The organism is Pontibacter harenae, from assembly GCF_020907245.1.
Classification (GTDB): domain Bacteria; phylum Bacteroidota; class Bacteroidia; order Cytophagales; family Hymenobacteraceae; genus Pontibacter; species Pontibacter harenae.
This window is the reverse complement of the sequence record NZ_JAJJWH010000062.1, coordinates 1-15,913: the sequence shown is the minus strand read 5'-3', so window position 1 is coordinate 15,913 and position 15,913 is coordinate 1. Positions and strand designations below refer to the sequence as shown.

The following is a 15,913-nucleotide window of genomic DNA, read 5'->3' as shown; positions in this document are numbered from 1 at the left end:
TAAACTCGCTTTGCAGAAAAGTTATGAAACAGGATAAGGCTATAAGCTCGCACCAGTAAATAAAGCCTATCTTCCCTTACAAGATTATTTCTTATACAAGGAGGGGCTATAGAATTCCCTACTTTATCTCCACCACCTGCTGCTTTTCTCTTGCTCTGATAGGTTTAGGTATCGCGGCTAAAATTTCCTGCTTCAGTGCCTCAATCAGCTTACGCTTCAGGAAACTGCGGTGTACCACTAAGCTTACCTCCCGCAGCGGTTGAGGCTCTTCAAACTGCCTGATCAGTTGTTTCTTCTCCTCTGACATATCTAGCACCGACAGTTCTGGCAGTAGCGTGAGACCGTGTTGTGTTTCCACAATGCGCTTGAGTGTTTCTAATGAACCGCTTCTATAGTCGAGGTAGCCGCCTTCGGGAGTGCTGGCTTTGCCACCACGGTTGCAGATATTCAACACCTGGCTACGGAAACAATGGCCTTCATTCAGCACCCACAGGTCCTCAATGTTCAGCTGCGCTGGGGCAATTTCCTTACTTTTAGCCAACTCATGCTGCGGATTTATGTAAGCAACAAATGCTTCGTAGAACAGTGGCAGTTCTTTAATGCTTTTATTTTCCAGCGGCGTCACTAGCAGGCCTACATCCAGCAGCTCGTGGTTTAGCTTTTCTGCTATTTCTTCAGTTAATAGCTCCTGCACTACTACGCGTACCAGCGGGTACTTCTCCAGGAAAGAAGTGATAAACAACGGTATCAGGTAAGGCGCCAGCGTAGGTATAACTCCGATACGCAAATCTCCAGACAGCTCCTGCTTCTGGTTCTGGACAATCTCCTGCAGCTTTTTAGACTCAGTTACTACAATACGAGCCTGTGCAATCACTTCTTTTCCAATCTCAGTTGGCCTCACGGGCACACGGCTTCTATCGAACAGCTGCACGCCCAATTCATCTTCCAGCTTCTGCAGCTGCATGCTCAGGGTTGGTTGGGTTACAAAACAAGAGTCTGCCGCTGTGGCAAAGTGCCTGTGCGTGTCTACTGCTAACAGGTATTCTAGCTGAACAATGGTCATACTTAATTTCCTTTTATTGTGTAGCCACCAAATATGGCTAGTTAGTTCAAACAATAATTATTTTATCTACCAACCAAGTTATCAAATATATCTATATCGTCATAAAAACAATCAATTTGAATGATAATGACAGTATAGCGATATTTGTATCAACAAATAAGATCAAGACACGACATAACGATATGAACGACTTAAATAAAATAGGACTAGAAAAAGAAGACAGCAAACAGGTAGCACAAAAGCTGAATGAACTGCTGGCGAATTACCATCTGCATTATCAGAACCTGCGCGGTTTCCACTGGAATATCAAGGGTGTATATTTTTTCCAGCTGCACGACAAGTTTGAAGAACTTTACAATGTTGCTCTTACTAAAATAGATGCGATTGCCGAACGGATTTTAACAATAGGCCAACAGCCACTGCATACTTTCTCAGATTATATCAAGCACTCCAACATCATAGAGTTTGCCAATATAAGCGATGGTAAAGAGGCCGTTGCCGCCACACGCGAAAACATAAGCATATTACTGAACCTTGAGCGGGAAGTTTTAAGCCTGGCCTCCGAAACAGGGGATGAAGGTACAGTAGCTTTACTAAGCGAAGACATCAACGAAAACGAAAAGACGCTTTGGATGCTGAATGCTTTCCTGAGCTAAAATAAACTGCAAAATACAGCTTAATTATATATCTAAAGCGCCTGAGGTTTCCGCAGGCGCTTTTTGTTTTGCTGCTTTACTGTCAGCTCCATTATTTATTCTATCTCTGGAATCAGGAATAGGTAATCGTAATGCACTAGCGGCTTCAGGTCTTTCTGCCCCAGCTGCTCCTGCGCTTTCTCCGAACTGTACTCTGCTATGCCAAGCCCCACCAGCTTTTCGTTTTCATCTATAATTTTAATGATGTCGCCTTTCTGGAAGCTATCTTTTATACCTGTAACACCAACCAGCAGCAAACTTGTAGCTTTGGAAGAAGTAAGAGCCGCCCTGGCTCCCTCGTTTACCTGCACCACTCCATTAGCATAGCTCTCCGAGTGGGCAATCCATTTCTTTTTACCTGAGGCCGTTTTCTTAGGAAGGAATCTCGTGTTGACTACTTCTTCGTTCAGCAGGCGCGTCAGCACGTTTTCTGTTTTGCCGTTGGCAATATGAACCGTTATACCCAGCTGCGCCACCTTGCGGGCCATATGGCACTTGGTAATCATGCCGCCCCTACCAAACTGCGACCGCTGTGTCGTTACGAAATTAGAGAAGCCTGTGGTACTGTTATCAATTTCCTGAATTACTTCCGAGGCAGCATCCTTTGGATCTCCGTTGTAAATACCGTTCACGTTTGAAAGTATAACCAGCGCATCGGCATTCAACATAGAAGCTACAAGCCCCGCCAGCTCATCATTATCGGTAAACATCAGCTCCGTTACCGAAATCACGTCATTCTCGTTCACAATGGGCACAATGTTGTGTTGCAGCAGCGTTTGGATGCAGTGCTGCATGTTGCTGTAGTGTCGCCTGTCGCGGAAATCCTCTTTTGTTACAAGCACCTGCGCACAGATCAGTTCATGTTTCTCAAACAGTTCAGAGTAGGTATTAATCAGCTTCACCTGCCCCACAGCCGCCAGCAGCTGCCGCGCCGCCACCGCATCAAACTTATCCGACACCTTTACCAAGCTCCTCCCCGATGCCACAGCTCCCGACGAAACTACAATCACCTCTTTTCCCTGCGCTTTTATATTGGCAATCTGGTCCACCAGGTGCTGTATGCGCGCCACATCAGGCATGCCATCAGCCTGTGTGAGCACGTTAGAGCCTATTTTAATGATGATTCTTTTGTAAGGTAGTGCCATGGTTTTAGCTGATTCAGAAGTAATGCTGTGCCAAATTAAAAACTAGAAATTATGAATCATGAATGAGATGTAAAATAACTTTTCTTTTCAACTATAAGATGGTTCTAAACATTAGGTTAAGTACAACAACATCAAATTTTATTAACTTTCTATTCTACAACTGCTGTTTTTTTTAACCCTACTGAAGGACTAGCAACTGTAGTAAAAATTTAACTCCTCCTGCCCCCTCCTTATCTAAGGATAATCTTGTACAGAAAAAGATAGACCATACCGTAAGTTTAGCGACAGCGTAACTTGTGGTTTTACATGAGGCCAGTTTGTAACTGGCAAAAATGCAATGCCTAAAATCTCGCCACACAAGTTGAAAACTTGCCCCATCGAAAGCTCCAAGTTAAAAACTTGAAGCATGATTAGGGAGGTAAAAGGGATAAGCCGACAAGCTCCCATTTCTACCTCCAAGATAAGGTTTAAGGAGGGGCAGGAGGAAGCAAAAAAAGCGCCTGCTACAGATGCAGCAGGCGCTTTAACCTTAATTTAATTTCTTTAAATTATTTGGCGTAGCTGATGGCGCGCATCTCCCGTATTACAGTAATTTTAATCTGTCCAGGGTACTGCATTTCCTTCTCAATCTTCTGCGAGATATCGAAAGAAATCTGAGCGGCTTTCTCATCGGTTACGTTATCGGCATCTACCATTACGCGCAACTCGCGGCCCGCCTGAATGGCATAGCACTGGTTTACACCTTCAAAAGAAACAGCAGTCTCTTCTAATTCTTTCAGACGCTTGATGTAAGACTCCATGATCTCACGACGTGCACCTGGTCTTGAACCAGAGATAGCGTCGCAGGCCTGTATCAGTGGCGATACCATAGCCGTCATTTCCACCTCATCGTGGTGGGCACCTATGGCGTTGCAAACATCAGGATGCTCTTTATACTTCTTCGCCAGTTCCATACCGATAATGGCGTGTGGCAATTCTGGCTCGTCTGGCGTTACTTTACCAATATCGTGTAGCAGACCAGCACGTTTTGCATGCTTCACGTTCAGGCCAAGTTCTGCAGCCATGGTGGCGCAAAGGTTAGCTACCTCGCGTGAGTGCTGCAGCAGGTTCTGTCCATAAGAAGAACGGAAACGCATACGGCCTACCATCTTGATCAGCTCTGGGTGCAGTCCGTGAATACCTAAATCAATGGCAGTACGCTCCCCTATTTCGATAATCTCCTCGTCGATGTTCTTGCGGGTTTTGGCTACTACCTCTTCAATTCTGGCAGGGTGAATACGACCATCGGCTACCAAGCGGTGCAGCGACAAACGTGCTACCTCACGGCGAACAGGGTCGAAACCCGAGATAATGATAGCTTCAGGCGTATCGTCCACGATGATTTCAACACCTGTGGCTGCCTCTAAAGCACGTATGTTACGGCCTTCACGACCGATTATCTTTCCTTTGATATCGTCGCTTTCGATGTTGAAAACGGACACACAGTTTTCGATGGCATGCTCTGCCGCCGTACGCTGTATGGTTTCGATAACGATTTTCTTGGCTTCTTTTGTAGCGGTCAGTTTGGCTTGGGCTACAATGTCTTTGATGTGGGAAGATGCCTGTGTCTGCGCCTCGTTCTTAAGGGCCTCCACCATTTGCTCGCGGGCTTCAGAAGCGGTAAGTCCTGCAATTTTCTCCAGTTGGCCAACCACCTCCTGGTGCTGCTGTTCTACTTCTTCTTTGCGCTTCTTCAGTTGCTCCTGCTGGGCATGCACTGCTTCTTTCTCTTTCTCAACCTGTGCTAGCAAAGTTTCCTTCTCCTTGTCCAGTTCAGCTTCGCGTTTCTTAACCTGCTCCAACTGCTTGGTCAGGTGCTGGTCGCGCTGCTTAACCTTGTTTTCGTTCTGGATGATGATGTTCTTTTTCTTGTTCATCTCCTCCTCGAACTCCGACTTTAGCTTCAGGTATTTCTCCTTTGCCTCCAGGATGCGGTCTTTCTTGATGCTCTCGGCATTGATTTCGGCCTCACGCACAATGGCTTTCGCCTTTTGCCTGGCGGCCTCTTCCTCCTGCTTATATACACTCTGCAGCAGCATGCGCCCAATGAAAACGCCCACGCCGAGCGCCACAAGGGCGGTTAATAAATAGTAAATAATATCGGACATAACTATAAGCTTTTATGGTTTATAAAAACGAATAGCGGCTCCTACAAAAGACAGGGTTGGGCTCTAAGCCGAAAACGAAGTATGAGAGGGCTTATCGCGCTATCGCAGCGCCTTATACTCTACTTTACCGAAGATAAAAGTTCATCCAGAATATCCAGGTGTTGCCCCACTTTGGTCAGATGATCACCTTTATCATCTTCCAGTTTAAGCTTCTCCACCATGGTCTCAAACGCTACCATCGCCAGCAGATCCTGCTTATCCTGTATACCAAACTGGTCTTTGTAAAAGCGAATACGCTCGTTTAAGACCTTACCAACAACACGAAGTCTTTCCTCCTCTTCTTCCTTCACCCGCATCGGATACTCGCGTTCCGCGATGCGAATCTTTATGGATAATTCACCCATCCTTTGCGTAGTTTATGGTTTCTAAATACTTACTTCTGTTTAGTTATGCCCGTAAGTGCTTCAGCAGCAGCTATACTTTAAAGGCACATGCTAAAGTTTTAATCCTGCAAATAAGCGATACACTTATCTATCTCTCGGATATATTCGTTTAACTTCAGCTTTAACTCTGTCGAATTTGCAGTGTTTCCTGCTATCGTGTCTACAATTTTAACAATATTCTCCTGATTTTGAAAATTTTTTATTTGCTGATCTTTCTCTTCTACCAGCGCCTCCAGGAATTTATTCTCTTCCTGTGCCCGCGCCAGCTTCTGCTGTAGCTCAGCATAACGGCTTACAAGGCCGCGCAGCTTATTCTCAATATGCTGGAGTTGTTGAAGTTGCTTTTCCTTTGGCATAACACTATTTGCGGATAAAAGCTCCCAGTTGTTTTTCAAATTGTTGCATCAGGCGATTCATGGTACTGTCAATCACCTTATCGGTCAGGGTTTGCTGTTTGTCCAGCAACGTGAAGCTGAGAGCATAGGCTTTCTTGCCTGCCTCTATTTTGTCTCCTTCGTACACATCGAACACGTTTACCTCCTGCAGCAGCTTACGCTCTGTTCGTAAGGCAGTCTGTTTCACCTGATCGAAGGTAATGTTCTTGTCCAGCACCAGCGACAAGTCGCGGCGTACTTCAGGGAACTTCGGCAGCTCTTCGGCCACCAGGTTGTCTTTATACTTCTTCAAGAGGTAATCCCAGTTCAGCTCCGCGTACCACACTTGCTCCTTCACCTCCATAAAGCGGGTAACTTTAGCATCCAGCTGGCCCAGCTGTGCAATGGCGGTGCCGTTTTTCACGTAGGCGATGCCTTGCTTCAGGTATGAGTTGGCCTCCAGCGGCTGCAATTCAAAGTTAGCGGCATTCAGCTTGCGTAGCACGTTCTGCACCACACCAGCCAAATCATGGAAAGTAGCTTTTGAGCTTGCCTGTTGCCAGCTTTCGGCAGAAGTGTTGCCTACCATATACAGCGCCAGCTTGCGGCTTTCTTTGTGGCTGCCGTCCTCTTGCTGCTCGTATACTTTGCCTAACTCGTATATTTTCAGGTCGCGCTGGCGGCGGTTGATGTTGTGGCGCAGCACCTCCAGTCCCGAAAACACCATGCTCTTGCGCAGCACATTCAGATCTTCGGAGTTATAATTTACTACGTTCACCAAACCAGCCTCATCGCCAGCTGCGGTATAGTATTTAGAGTTCGTGATGGAGTTGGTGATGATTTCGTGGAAACCGTTGCCTGAGATAAAGCTAAGTATAGTTTGCGTGATGTGCTCGGGATCTGGCTTCGGGAAATTAGCCAGGTAAGTAGCCGACATATGCTCGCTTACCTCAATGTTGTTGAAACCATAGATGCGCAGAATTTCCTCCACCACATCGGCCTCCCGCCTCACATCCACCTTATACGGCGGCACCGATAGCGCCAGGTGCGTGTCTGTTTCGCCTGTTATCTCAATGCTTAAATCTGTCAGTATACTTTTAATACGCTCCGCACCGATTTCTTTTCCTATTAAGGTATGAGCACGGGCTATACTTAGGTTGATCTCGAAATTCTGAATCGGGTTGGGGTAAATGTCTACTATTTCAGAAGACACCTCACCGCCTGCTACTTCCTGCACCAGCAACGCCGCACGCTTCAGGGCATACAGCACCATGTTCGGGTCGGAGCCCCGCTCAAAACGGAATGAAGCATCGGTCTTGAGGCCGTGTACCATACCTGTTTTGCGCACTGAGTCTGCCGAGAAATAAGCGCTTTCTATAAAGATGGAAGTCGTCTCATCTGACACACCAGATTCCTTGCCACCGAATACACCAGCTATCGCCATCGGTTCTTCGGCATTGCAGATAATCAGATCTGATGCTTTTAGCTTGCGTTCCACGCCATCCAGCGTTATGAACGGAGTTCCTTCGGCTACATTTTTTACAACGATCTTATCGCCTTTTATTTTGGCAGTATCGAAGGCATGCAGCGGCTGCCCCAGTTCGTGCAGCACATAATTAGTTACGTCCACCACGTTGTTTATCGGCGACAAACCGATGGCACGCAAACGCTTCTGCAGCCACTCTGCCGATGGCCCCACTTTTATACCTGAAACCGTTACACCAGCATAACGCGGACAAGCCTCGGTGTTCTCCACCTCCACCGCAATCGGGCGCGAAGTGTTGTTTACTTTAAAATCATCTACACTTGGCAAAGTAGCTTTCGCATCCGTCAGCGCCTGCAAGTCGCGGGCCACGCCGTAATGCGAAGCGGCATCGGCACGGTTCGGCGTCAGACCGATTTCAAAAACGCTGTCTGAGTTCAAGCCGAAATACTCGGCTGCAGGCGTACCGTTTGGCAGCTCCGTATCCAGCACCATAATACCCGCATGCGAAACCCCAATGCCTATTTCATCCTCGGCACAGATCATCCCCTCCGAAACAGCCCCACGAATTTTTGACTTCTTTATTTTGAAAGCCTCGCCGCCTGTTGGGTATAAAGTACTGTTTACCGTAGCCACCACCACTTTCTGGCCAGCCGCTACGTTAGGCGCACCACACACAATCTGGCTAGGTTCACCAACTCCGATATCTACCGTCGTTATGTTCAGTCGGTCTGCGTCAGGGTGGCACTCACAGGTCAGCACCTCTCCTATTACGATGCCCGCTAGGCCGCCCTGTACTGCTTCTATGGTATGTATCCCTTCTACCTCCAGGCCAGCGCCTGTCAGCAAAACGCCTACTTCTTCAGCAGGTTTATCTATGTTAATCAGTTGTTTCAGCCAGTCGAATGAAATCAGCATGTTTTTTCTGTTGATTTAAAAGTATAGCCCGTTCAAACAAGGCTAAGGTTTTTCAAAATTAAGGATATTTTTGATGGAGACGCAAGACACAGGACATAAGACACAAGACTTTTGTGCAAATATGAGTTTTAAGTGCTTCTTTACACAAGGATAGAATCTTCCAGCGTAAGCTTGGTCAATATTACCTCAACGGTAAAATCTTCTTTACTTCCTTGTCCTGTGTCTTATGTCTTGCGTCTCAAATATTAATGTTCCCCGTAACTTTTCTCTCCAGCGGGTATCGCTACCGTTAAGTTATTCTCTCGCGGGGGCAGTGGGCAAACATAGTCGGGATTGTAGGCGCAGAAGGGGCTGTAGGCTCGGTTAAAATCCAGCACCACGGTTTTGGCATCCTCTTTAAAAGGAACATCCAGGAAACGGCCGCCGCCATAGGTCTCAAAGCCGTTAGTTTTATCGGTGAAAGGCACAAAAAGCTCCTCGTTTTCACCGTCTACTTTCTTGTAAAGTGTGAGGCGCTGCGGCTGATTTTCCAGTTCAAAGGTGGCTTGGGCATAACGTAAATAGGCTTCGGTGGTGCCGTTCGTCATGGGCATGTGCAGGGTGTCCTGCTGCTGAAACTTCTCCATTTTGGCCGACACGCGGTAATCGAGGTTTGGCTCGTAGTATACCAGGTTCTTAAAAGTGCGATGGCCTTCTTCATCAAAAGGTGTATTTGCCCTGCTTCGGAAAGACAGGTCTTTATTCTCGCGTTCTTTCTGGAGCGGAAGCAGATAGTTGTCGTCGTTAAAGAAGGATTCCCTTACAAAATAAACCAGCACCAGCGCGATGCCCGCAAATATGATCAGCTTAATAGATTTTTGCATAAACGTAACTACTTATACTTTGGCAAAGTTCGGAAATTTTTGGTCGGGAAAGTACAGGAGTAGCAAACTTGTACTTTTTGTTAATCTATTATAATCATAGCTTTATTTTGTTTAGCTGTTATATTTGGCAATGATTCACGTGTATTTTAACTTTTAAGTTAACTGACTGAAATACTATAATGACAGACCAAATCAAAACCAAAGAAGATGCGGAGAAGTTACAAGCATTGATTGCAGTTTATACAAAACAACATACTGGTGCAGACCTACCATTTATTGACATCGTTAAAGCATTTAATAAACTTGTACCATTTGGCAGTCATGGTTTTCGTGTATTTTATGCCTTAGTTGACCTGAAAATAAATTTTGCTTTATTACTTTTAGATAGTTTTTTCTCAGGGGCTCATTGGAATGAGCAAAACTCTATGAAGCTTTCAGTTAATGAAAGTATATTAGATAATCCTACTTTATTTAATTCAAGACTTGAGATTCATCGTCATAATGCCAATTATATTCCACGCTACAGAGCCATGTGGGACAAAATAATGGGTGTTCTTTTATTGATTAGTTCTGAAGAATTATATAATAAATATAATTCTTCCAAAAGCAGAAAGAAAGCTTTTCGGAATTTATCACAAGGTGTTAGCTTCTTAGACAAAGGTTTTGTTGACCAAATTTTAGAGCATATTCAAAAGTTTGACGACAATTTTAGGACCCCAGAAGTACATCGCTTTGGCTCTTTAAGAAAGTATTCTTTTATGCAGAACCCATTTGACAAAATAGAATATGCTGAGTTAAGAGGCTCTTGGAATTATATTATAACCATTTTAGCGGAAATCGACAGGATCATTGATGCAATAAAAGAAAAGTCTCCTGCCAATAAAAATAGCTAAAAGCTTACCATTAACTATTAGACCAAAATCTACAAAGGGTTTACGTTCCTTTATATTGATCGTAGCTTTTGGAGATTCGCGCCAGTGCGTTCAGACTGGAATAACCTACCAGCGCAGTTTTGCTACGGTACAAGTAGACTGATTTCATCCGTGCATTCCTAAACCCCGCTATATTTTTCGTTGTTTTAACGTCAATACATAATATTTTTTTTATATTGATAAGCACCTTTTCCTCTTACAAACTTAATGCGGTGCTTCCTCCATGAAAAAGCTCAAGCTCTTCCTGCTCCTTCTTCCTCTCATTTTTTTTGTTTTTGCCTTTAAACCTAAGCTGGCCGATGGCGATTTGCTGAAAAAGCTAGCTGCTAAACTGGAGGTTTTCTACAGCAACTATCCTCAGGGCAAGATCTACATTCACCAGGACAAGCCGCTGTATAGCATTGGCGAAACCATCTGGTTTAAAACCTATCTCACCTTGTCCCCTAAAACACCTATCGACACACTAAACAAGATAGTATATGTCGATCTGATCAGCCCGAAAAACAAAATACTTTTTAATAGAAGATTAGAGGCAACTGGTGGCACAGCCAACGGTGACATTTACCTTCCTGATACCTTAGCCGAGGGTACTTATCAGCTCAGAGCCTATACCAACTGGATGCGCAACTTCAGTCCTGACTACTTCTTTTCACGCGAAATCAATATAACCAAGCCTGATAGGGATGATCTGAAAGCTGGCATTTCTTTTAACACGCATCCCTATGCCAACGGCGATTCTCTAACGGCTACGCTGCACTTCTACAAACTGCCCTTTGAGCCAGCAAAGCAGTTGCCACTAACCTACCAACTGGAGATAGACGGTAAAAAGCATAAAAAGCAGCGTCTGCAAACAGATGATAAAGGTGCTGCAGAACTGGTGCTGAATCTAGAAAGGCCTAAGGACAAAAGCATAGAGCAGGCCATACTTTATGTGACTTCTGATGCCGAAGGTGAAGACTTCAGCAAAACCTATAACCTGCCAATAGGCAAACGCAACCTCGACCTACAGTTCTTCCCAGAAGGCGGCAACCTGGTAAACGGGCTGGTATCGAAGGTAGCGTTCAAGGCCGTGGATATAACAGGCAAAGGAACAGACGTTGCAGGCGGTATTTATGATAATTTAGGAAACAGAGTAGCTGACTTCAAAAGCAAGCACCTGGGCATGGGCATGATTGTGATGAAGCCAGAGCAAGGTAAAACGTATGAAGCACGCTTAGAAGAAAAAGGTAAATCCACTGCATCTTTTCCCTTGCCCCAGGCATTAGATAAAGGAATCGTCATGAGCCTCTACCAACTGGGGAAAAGCGGTGTACGGCTTACACTAGCTAACACCTTGAGCCGATCCGCACAAGACAGCACCTTTATTGTAGCACACGCCGAAGGAAACATCTTTTTCGCAGCCAAAGCGCTTGTTGGCAACGATGGAATAGCCACGAACATACCTACAGATAAGTTTCCTACAGGTTTAGTAAGTTTTACTGTCTTCAACGGTGCTGGCCAACCATTAGCCGAAAGACTTGCCTTTGTACGCCAGCCAGAAAAGCTGAACATTGCCATCACTACCGATAAGCAGGTGTACGGGCAGCGGGAAAAAGTAAGCATGAAGGTGAAAGTGCAGGATACCGCTGGCAATCCTGTAAAAGGGAATTTTTCGTTAGCAGTTCACGATGCCCTCGACACACCTGTCCCCACTCCTAACCCAGAAAATATCTATACCTACTTCTTTTTGAGTAGCGAATTGAAAGGCAACATTGAGCAACCTGCCCACTATTTTGATAAAAATAATCCTGACGCAACACAGCACCTCGACCTGCTTCTGATGACGCAGGGCTGGAGGCGCTTCAGTTGGGCAGATATCTTACAGGACAAATTCCCTCCATACAAGTTTCCTATAGAGCAGAATATCAGCATTTCGGGCGTTGTGGAACGAGAGTTTAACAAAAAGAAAACAGTTGGCAAAACTAACCTCTCTTTGTTCTTTAAGAAGGACCGTATGGCCGAGGAGAACATACCTGCTATATCCATGGCCGAGACAACGGAGGATGGACGCTTTTACCTGCATGGGCTCCATTACCATGATACTTTGAATGTGTTTGTTCAGGCCAGGACCCAAAAAGGCGGCGATAACCTGATAGTAAAACAGGATGCACTTACACCTCCCCCACCAGCCTTTTCTACTTTTGCAGATGCCTATGAGTATAGCAAGCTAAGCGAGTCTTACATGAACAAAATGGCCAAATGGGCACAAAGCGACAGAGCTTTTCGTGTAGCCTCAGGCGAGATTTTATTGAAAGAGGTACAGGTGACGGCCAAAAAAGCAGAACCAGACCTAAGAAAATGGCACTCAAAAGAGTTTACAGACGCCATTATCAACCTGGAAAACGAGAAGGTGTATTACCCTAACGTGCTGCAGTACCTATACAAGGTGGCAGGCGTACAGGTAGTAGGTTCTGGTATGAACATGAGTGTATCTATCAGAGGAGGAGGAACACCACAGTTCCTCCTCGATGGTATGCCTGTTGAACTGGATATGGTCCAGATGCTCTCGCCAACAGATATAGAAACGATAGAAGTCCTAAAAGGAGCCAACGCCTCTGTCTACAGGCAGGGAGGCAGTGGTGTTATTCTGTTATACACCAAAAGAGGAAACCCTAACTACGACATCAGCAAAACTCCTGCGCCAGGTGCCATCAGCTTTAAACTGCCTGGCTACTATAAGGCAAAAGAGTTTTACGTGCCCCGCTACGATGTGGCTGATGAGCGACACAACCTGCCCGACTACCGCAATACCCTGCACTGGCAACCCTCTTTGCTAACAGATGCAGAAGGTAAGGCAGAGTTAACTTTTTTCACATCTGATGATGTTACCAGCTTTACCACCACCTGCGAGGGTATGGCTGCAACAGGCGCTGTAGGCACAGGCAAGCATCAGTTTGAAGTAAATAAAAAGCTTTGATACCCAGATGTATAATTACCATACACCACCACTAAAACATTGTATCATAATCGCTTAACTACTGTCAAATCAAGAAGATATTTCCTATCTTTAAATCAACAGGGGAATTAACCTTTAAAAGTTTTTGCCAGACCATTACATTTATAAACCTATAAATCAGATTACTATGGAAAACTCAAAGAAAATCCTCTTCCTGACAGGCGACTTTGCCGAAGATTACGAAACGATGGTGCCTTTCCAGATGCTGCTGATGGTGGGTTACGAAGTACATGCTGTTTGCCCTGGTAAAAAGAAAGGCGAAATGATTAAAACTGCTATCCACGATTTCGAGGGTGACCAGACTTATTCCGAAAAGCCAGGACATAACTTTCAGCTGACTTATACTTTTGATGATGTAAACCCTGCCGATTACGAAGGGCTGGTAATTGCAGGAGGCCGTGCGCCAGAGTACCTGCGCCTAAACGAGCGGGTGCTGGAAATTACCAGATATTTCGCTGAGAACAACAAACCCTTAGCCGCTGTTTGCCACGGCATCCAGATACTAACTGCTGCCCGTGTGGTAGAAGGCAGAAGACTTACCGCTTACCCTGCTGTTGGCCCAGAGGTAGAGCTTTCAGGCGGTACCTTTGTAGCCGTGGAGGCAACCGAAGCCGTTGTGGATGGCAACTTAGTCACATCGCCAGCCTGGCCAGGGCATCCTAAATTCATCAAGGCATTTTTAGATGTATTGGGCACTAAAATAGAGCTCGGAAAAGCTGCTGCTTTAGCTGAAGCCTAGACCCAATGTAACTATTCCAATTTTTACACGCTATACCTAAGCAGCATTACAATATGTATGCTTGGGTATAGCGTTATGTTTTACTAAATCAGAGCTTTATGAAGCAAAGATCCATAGAAAAACTACTCTTCTCTATTGCAGCCTTACTTGTTACCTGCGGCACTCTTATCAAATTTATGAACTGGTCAGAAAACTTCCTTGGTTTATACTTGGTATTAGCTGGCCATATTGCCGGAATAATTGCTATATTTATGTACATGAAGCACGCCAACGACATGGAGCGGCAAAACCAGCATATCCAGCAGAAGGTAAGGCGCATGCAAAACGACTAAACTGTGTTACTATGAAAAAGAGCTTTATCTTACCCGCTTTCATACTTGTCTGCGCCAGCAGCTTTACGCTATCAGCCCAGCAATTGGCTCCTTCTGTTGATGACCTTACTCCTTCAATTACAAGACAGGCAAGTATACCTGACAGCAGACCGCTTTTGTTGGTAAACAACCAGGAAACCAGCCGCAACGCATTGATTATAGATGATGCAAATTTAAAAGTAGATGCGATACTGAAAGATGCCGAAGCTACTGAAAAGTATGGCAACAAGGCTGAGGGAGGTGTCGTGCTGGCAAGCACTGCAGGCAACATACAGTTGGTTAGTTTAGAGCAGGTACTAGATTATTTTAAAGTGCCAGCATCGCAGCGGAACCTGAAAGTTTTAGTCGATGGCGCGATGGTGAAACCAGAGCTTATTCTAGCCGATATTAGCCAGATAGGGAAAGTAGAAGCAGGGCCTCAGGATGTTACTGCACCTCACCGCTACAGCTTGAATGAAAACGAAAGATACCTGCACATCATCACAAAGAAATAACCCACCACTAACCATACTTGCATGACCACTTCTATACTACAGCTACTCCTGCTAAAAGCTGACATTGCGGAGCTTCAGAGCTTTTTAGTAGCCTTTGTCGTAGGCGCAGCCTTAGGAGCAATTATCAAGTACACACCACGTTTACTGAAAAAAATAAAATCATAGCAGCAGATATGGACGGTAGAAAACGTGCCAACATAAAACCAGGCCTGCATGTAAACATTGTGCTGAAGGAAGACCAACGCACTGGCGACCTGACCGAAGGCTACGTGCAGGATATCCTCACCAACTCCCCCAACCATCCCCACGGTATAAAAGTCAGACTAGAAACTGGCGAGGTCGGCAGAGTGAAGGAAATCTTGGAGAGTTAGAGAGTTAGTGAGTTAGAGGGTTTGGGAGTTAAAGAGTTATTTTGTTGCTGCTGATTTTCTGATGCGCGTAAGTATAGCTGTTAGTTCATCAGCTTCCTGCTTTAGGTCTTGCAACTTTGAAGCAGGAAAGATATTTGCCTCCTCCAGTATTTCAAGCCAAAACAGCGACTCATCTGCTTCTTCTAACACAATACCAATTTTAGCCGCAAATTCAGCTCTTGACCTTGCCCTGCAAGCTGCACGGTAATTTGCAGCTACTGCTGTAGCCGCTCGCAGCAACTGCTTCCCCACAATCTGCGCCTCCATCTTTTGTGGCAAAGCTTGATAAAGCTTAATCACGCGTAAAGCAAAAGCTTTAATGCGCCGCTTAAAAGCCTCTGCAAACTCAAAATTACTTAACCTCTCCTCCACCATCCCAACTCTTCCCATCAACTTTTTAACCTTCTAACTTTCTACCTCCCAAACTTAAAACAACTCTCTAACGCCTAAACTCTCTAAATCTCTAACTCACAAAACTCCTTCGTCAGCAAAGCTATAGTAGTCGTTGTCGGTAAAGATGATGTGGTCCAGGACGGGGAGATCCAGGAACTGGCCTGCTTCTTTTACTTTTTTGGTTAGAGCGATGTCGGCGGCGCTGGGTTTGGTGTTGCCGCTGGGGTGGTTGTGTACCAGGATGATAGAGCTTGCCAGCTGTTCCAGCGCTTTCTTAAAGATGATTTTTGGGTCGGCTACAGTGCCCGCCACACCGCCTATGCTGATGCTTTCTTTGCGCATCACTATGTTAGCACGGTTCAGCAGTATAATCCAGAACTCTTCGTGTGGCAGGTCGAGCAGTTGCGGCTTTATGAACTGTGTTAAAAAGCAACTTTATTAGCGTTAT

At 45.4% G+C, this 15,913-nt stretch carries 17 protein-coding genes and 1 pseudogene; 9 read left to right on the top strand and 9 right to left on the bottom strand.

What is annotated here, in order from left to right; translation table 11 throughout:
* Positions 1-118: 118 nt before the first annotated feature.
* Positions 119-1,063, bottom strand: a complete 945-nt coding sequence (locus LN893_RS19085; protein ID WP_229972877.1) for a hydrogen peroxide-inducible genes activator — start codon at positions 1,061-1,063, stop codon at positions 119-121.
* A 182-nt stretch (positions 1,064-1,245) separates the two neighbouring features.
* Here LN893_RS19085 and LN893_RS19080 point away from each other — a divergent pair, with 182 nt between their 5' ends.
* On the top strand, positions 1,246-1,719 hold the full coding sequence (locus LN893_RS19080) for a Dps family protein (RefSeq protein WP_229972875.1): 474 nt from the start codon (positions 1,246-1,248) through the stop codon (positions 1,717-1,719).
* Positions 1,720-1,814: 95 nt separating this feature from the next.
* On the opposite strand, the gene proB is transcribed toward LN893_RS19080, so the two are convergent.
* The gene (gene proB / locus LN893_RS19075) at positions 1,815-2,903 is read right to left on the bottom strand and encodes a glutamate 5-kinase (protein ID WP_229972873.1); all 1,089 of its coding nucleotides are present in this window, start codon (positions 2,901-2,903) and stop codon (positions 1,815-1,817) included.
* Between the two features lie 406 nt (positions 2,904-3,309).
* On the opposite strand from proB, the gene LN893_RS20625 reads away from it, so the two are divergent.
* On the top strand, positions 3,310-3,441 hold the full coding sequence (locus LN893_RS20625) for a hypothetical protein (protein WP_255710121.1): 132 nt from the start codon (positions 3,310-3,312) through the stop codon (positions 3,439-3,441).
* A 10-nt stretch (positions 3,442-3,451) separates the two neighbouring features.
* Here LN893_RS20625 and rny read toward each other — a convergent pair whose 3' ends face one another.
* The 5 genes from rny to LN893_RS19050 form a co-directional block, all read right to left on the bottom strand.
* Complete coding sequence (gene rny, locus LN893_RS19070; RefSeq protein WP_229972871.1) at positions 3,452-5,050, bottom strand: ribonuclease Y; 1,599 nt, start codon at positions 5,048-5,050, stop codon at positions 3,452-3,454.
* A gap of 119 nt (positions 5,051-5,169) precedes the next feature.
* Positions 5,170-5,454, bottom strand: a complete 285-nt coding sequence (locus LN893_RS19065; protein ID WP_229972869.1) for a cell division protein ZapA — start codon at positions 5,452-5,454, stop codon at positions 5,170-5,172.
* Between the two features lie 98 nt (positions 5,455-5,552).
* On the bottom strand, positions 5,553-5,849 hold the full coding sequence (locus tag LN893_RS19060) for a hypothetical protein (protein WP_229972867.1): 297 nt from the start codon (positions 5,847-5,849) through the stop codon (positions 5,553-5,555).
* Between the two features lie 4 nt (positions 5,850-5,853).
* Positions 5,854-8,268 carry a phenylalanine--tRNA ligase subunit beta gene (gene pheT, locus LN893_RS19055; RefSeq protein ID WP_229972865.1) on the bottom strand — a complete coding sequence of 805 codons (2,415 nt, stop codon included), beginning with the start codon at positions 8,266-8,268 and terminating at the stop codon, positions 5,854-5,856.
* A 245-nt stretch (positions 8,269-8,513) separates the two neighbouring features.
* Complete coding sequence (locus tag LN893_RS19050; protein WP_229972863.1) at positions 8,514-9,131, bottom strand: DUF1684 domain-containing protein; 618 nt, start codon at positions 9,129-9,131, stop codon at positions 8,514-8,516.
* A 179-nt stretch (positions 9,132-9,310) separates the two neighbouring features.
* On the opposite strand from LN893_RS19050, the gene LN893_RS19045 reads away from it, so the two are divergent.
* The 7 genes from LN893_RS19045 to LN893_RS19015 all read left to right on the top strand — a co-directional run bounded on the left by LN893_RS19045 (position 9,311) and on the right by LN893_RS19015 (position 15,033).
* Complete coding sequence (locus LN893_RS19045) at positions 9,311-10,024, top strand: hypothetical protein (RefSeq protein ID WP_229972861.1); 714 nt, start codon at positions 9,311-9,313, stop codon at positions 10,022-10,024.
* Positions 10,025-10,286: 262 nt separating this feature from the next.
* The gene (locus LN893_RS19040; protein ID WP_229972859.1) at positions 10,287-13,019 is read left to right on the top strand and encodes a TonB-dependent receptor; all 2,733 of its coding nucleotides are present in this window, start codon (positions 10,287-10,289) and stop codon (positions 13,017-13,019) included.
* Between the two features lie 166 nt (positions 13,020-13,185).
* On the top strand, positions 13,186-13,797 hold the full coding sequence (locus tag LN893_RS19035) for a DJ-1/PfpI family protein (protein WP_229972857.1): 612 nt from the start codon (positions 13,186-13,188) through the stop codon (positions 13,795-13,797).
* Between the two features lie 98 nt (positions 13,798-13,895).
* Positions 13,896-14,129 carry a hypothetical protein gene (locus tag LN893_RS19030; protein ID WP_229972856.1) on the top strand — a complete coding sequence of 78 codons (234 nt, stop codon included), beginning with the start codon at positions 13,896-13,898 and terminating at the stop codon, positions 14,127-14,129.
* An 11-nt stretch (positions 14,130-14,140) separates the two neighbouring features.
* Positions 14,141-14,662 carry a hypothetical protein gene (locus tag LN893_RS19025; RefSeq protein ID WP_229972855.1) on the top strand — a complete coding sequence of 174 codons (522 nt, stop codon included), beginning with the start codon at positions 14,141-14,143 and terminating at the stop codon, positions 14,660-14,662.
* Between the two features lie 21 nt (positions 14,663-14,683).
* On the top strand, positions 14,684-14,827 hold the full coding sequence (locus LN893_RS19020) for a hypothetical protein (protein WP_229972854.1): 144 nt from the start codon (positions 14,684-14,686) through the stop codon (positions 14,825-14,827).
* Positions 14,828-14,835: 8 nt separating this feature from the next.
* Positions 14,836-15,033: a YwbE family protein gene (locus LN893_RS19015; protein WP_229972853.1), complete on the top strand. Its 198-nt coding sequence runs from the start codon at positions 14,836-14,838 to the stop codon at positions 15,031-15,033.
* A 36-nt stretch (positions 15,034-15,069) separates the two neighbouring features.
* On the opposite strand, the gene LN893_RS19010 is transcribed toward LN893_RS19015, so the two are convergent.
* A complete protein-coding gene (locus LN893_RS19010) occupies positions 15,070-15,462 on the bottom strand; it encodes a four helix bundle protein (protein WP_229972851.1) in 393 nt (130 codons plus the stop codon).
* A 78-nt stretch (positions 15,463-15,540) separates the two neighbouring features.
* Positions 15,541-15,879, bottom strand: a pseudogene (locus LN893_RS19005) (JAB domain-containing protein); the annotation flags it as partial.
* Positions 15,880-15,913: the final 34 nt, after the last annotated feature.

Bases quoted from the DNA above. Each gene is read 5' to 3' on its own strand.
- LN893_RS19085 (WP_229972877.1), bottom strand. From the start codon at position 1,063: ATGACCATTGTTCAGCTAGAATACCTGTTAGCAGTAGACACGCACAGG.
- LN893_RS19080 (WP_229972875.1), top strand. From the start codon at position 1,246: ATGAACGACTTAAATAAAATAGGACTAGAAAAAGAAGACAGCAAACAG.
- proB (WP_229972873.1), bottom strand. From the start codon at position 2,903: ATGGCACTACCTTACAAAAGAATCATCATTAAAATAGGCTCTAACGTG.
- LN893_RS20625 (WP_255710121.1), top strand. From the start codon at position 3,310: ATGATTAGGGAGGTAAAAGGGATAAGCCGACAAGCTCCCATTTCTACC.
- rny (WP_229972871.1), bottom strand. From the start codon at position 5,050: ATGTCCGATATTATTTACTATTTATTAACCGCCCTTGTGGCGCTCGGC.
- LN893_RS19065 (WP_229972869.1), bottom strand. From the start codon at position 5,454: ATGGGTGAATTATCCATAAAGATTCGCATCGCGGAACGCGAGTATCCG.
- LN893_RS19060 (WP_229972867.1), bottom strand. From the start codon at position 5,849: ATGCCAAAGGAAAAGCAACTTCAACAACTCCAGCATATTGAGAATAAG.
- pheT (WP_229972865.1), bottom strand. From the start codon at position 8,268: ATGCTGATTTCATTCGACTGGCTGAAACAACTGATTAACATAGATAAA.
- LN893_RS19050 (WP_229972863.1), bottom strand. From the start codon at position 9,131: ATGCAAAAATCTATTAAGCTGATCATATTTGCGGGCATCGCGCTGGTG.
- LN893_RS19045 (WP_229972861.1), top strand. From the start codon at position 9,311: ATGACAGACCAAATCAAAACCAAAGAAGATGCGGAGAAGTTACAAGCA.
- LN893_RS19040 (WP_229972859.1), top strand. From the start codon at position 10,287: ATGAAAAAGCTCAAGCTCTTCCTGCTCCTTCTTCCTCTCATTTTTTTT.
- LN893_RS19035 (WP_229972857.1), top strand. From the start codon at position 13,186: ATGGAAAACTCAAAGAAAATCCTCTTCCTGACAGGCGACTTTGCCGAA.
- LN893_RS19030 (WP_229972856.1), top strand. From the start codon at position 13,896: ATGAAGCAAAGATCCATAGAAAAACTACTCTTCTCTATTGCAGCCTTA.
- LN893_RS19025 (WP_229972855.1), top strand. From the start codon at position 14,141: ATGAAAAAGAGCTTTATCTTACCCGCTTTCATACTTGTCTGCGCCAGC.
- LN893_RS19020 (WP_229972854.1), top strand. From the start codon at position 14,684: ATGACCACTTCTATACTACAGCTACTCCTGCTAAAAGCTGACATTGCG.
- LN893_RS19015 (WP_229972853.1), top strand. From the start codon at position 14,836: ATGGACGGTAGAAAACGTGCCAACATAAAACCAGGCCTGCATGTAAAC.
- LN893_RS19010 (WP_229972851.1), bottom strand. From the start codon at position 15,462: ATGGGAAGAGTTGGGATGGTGGAGGAGAGGTTAAGTAATTTTGAGTTT.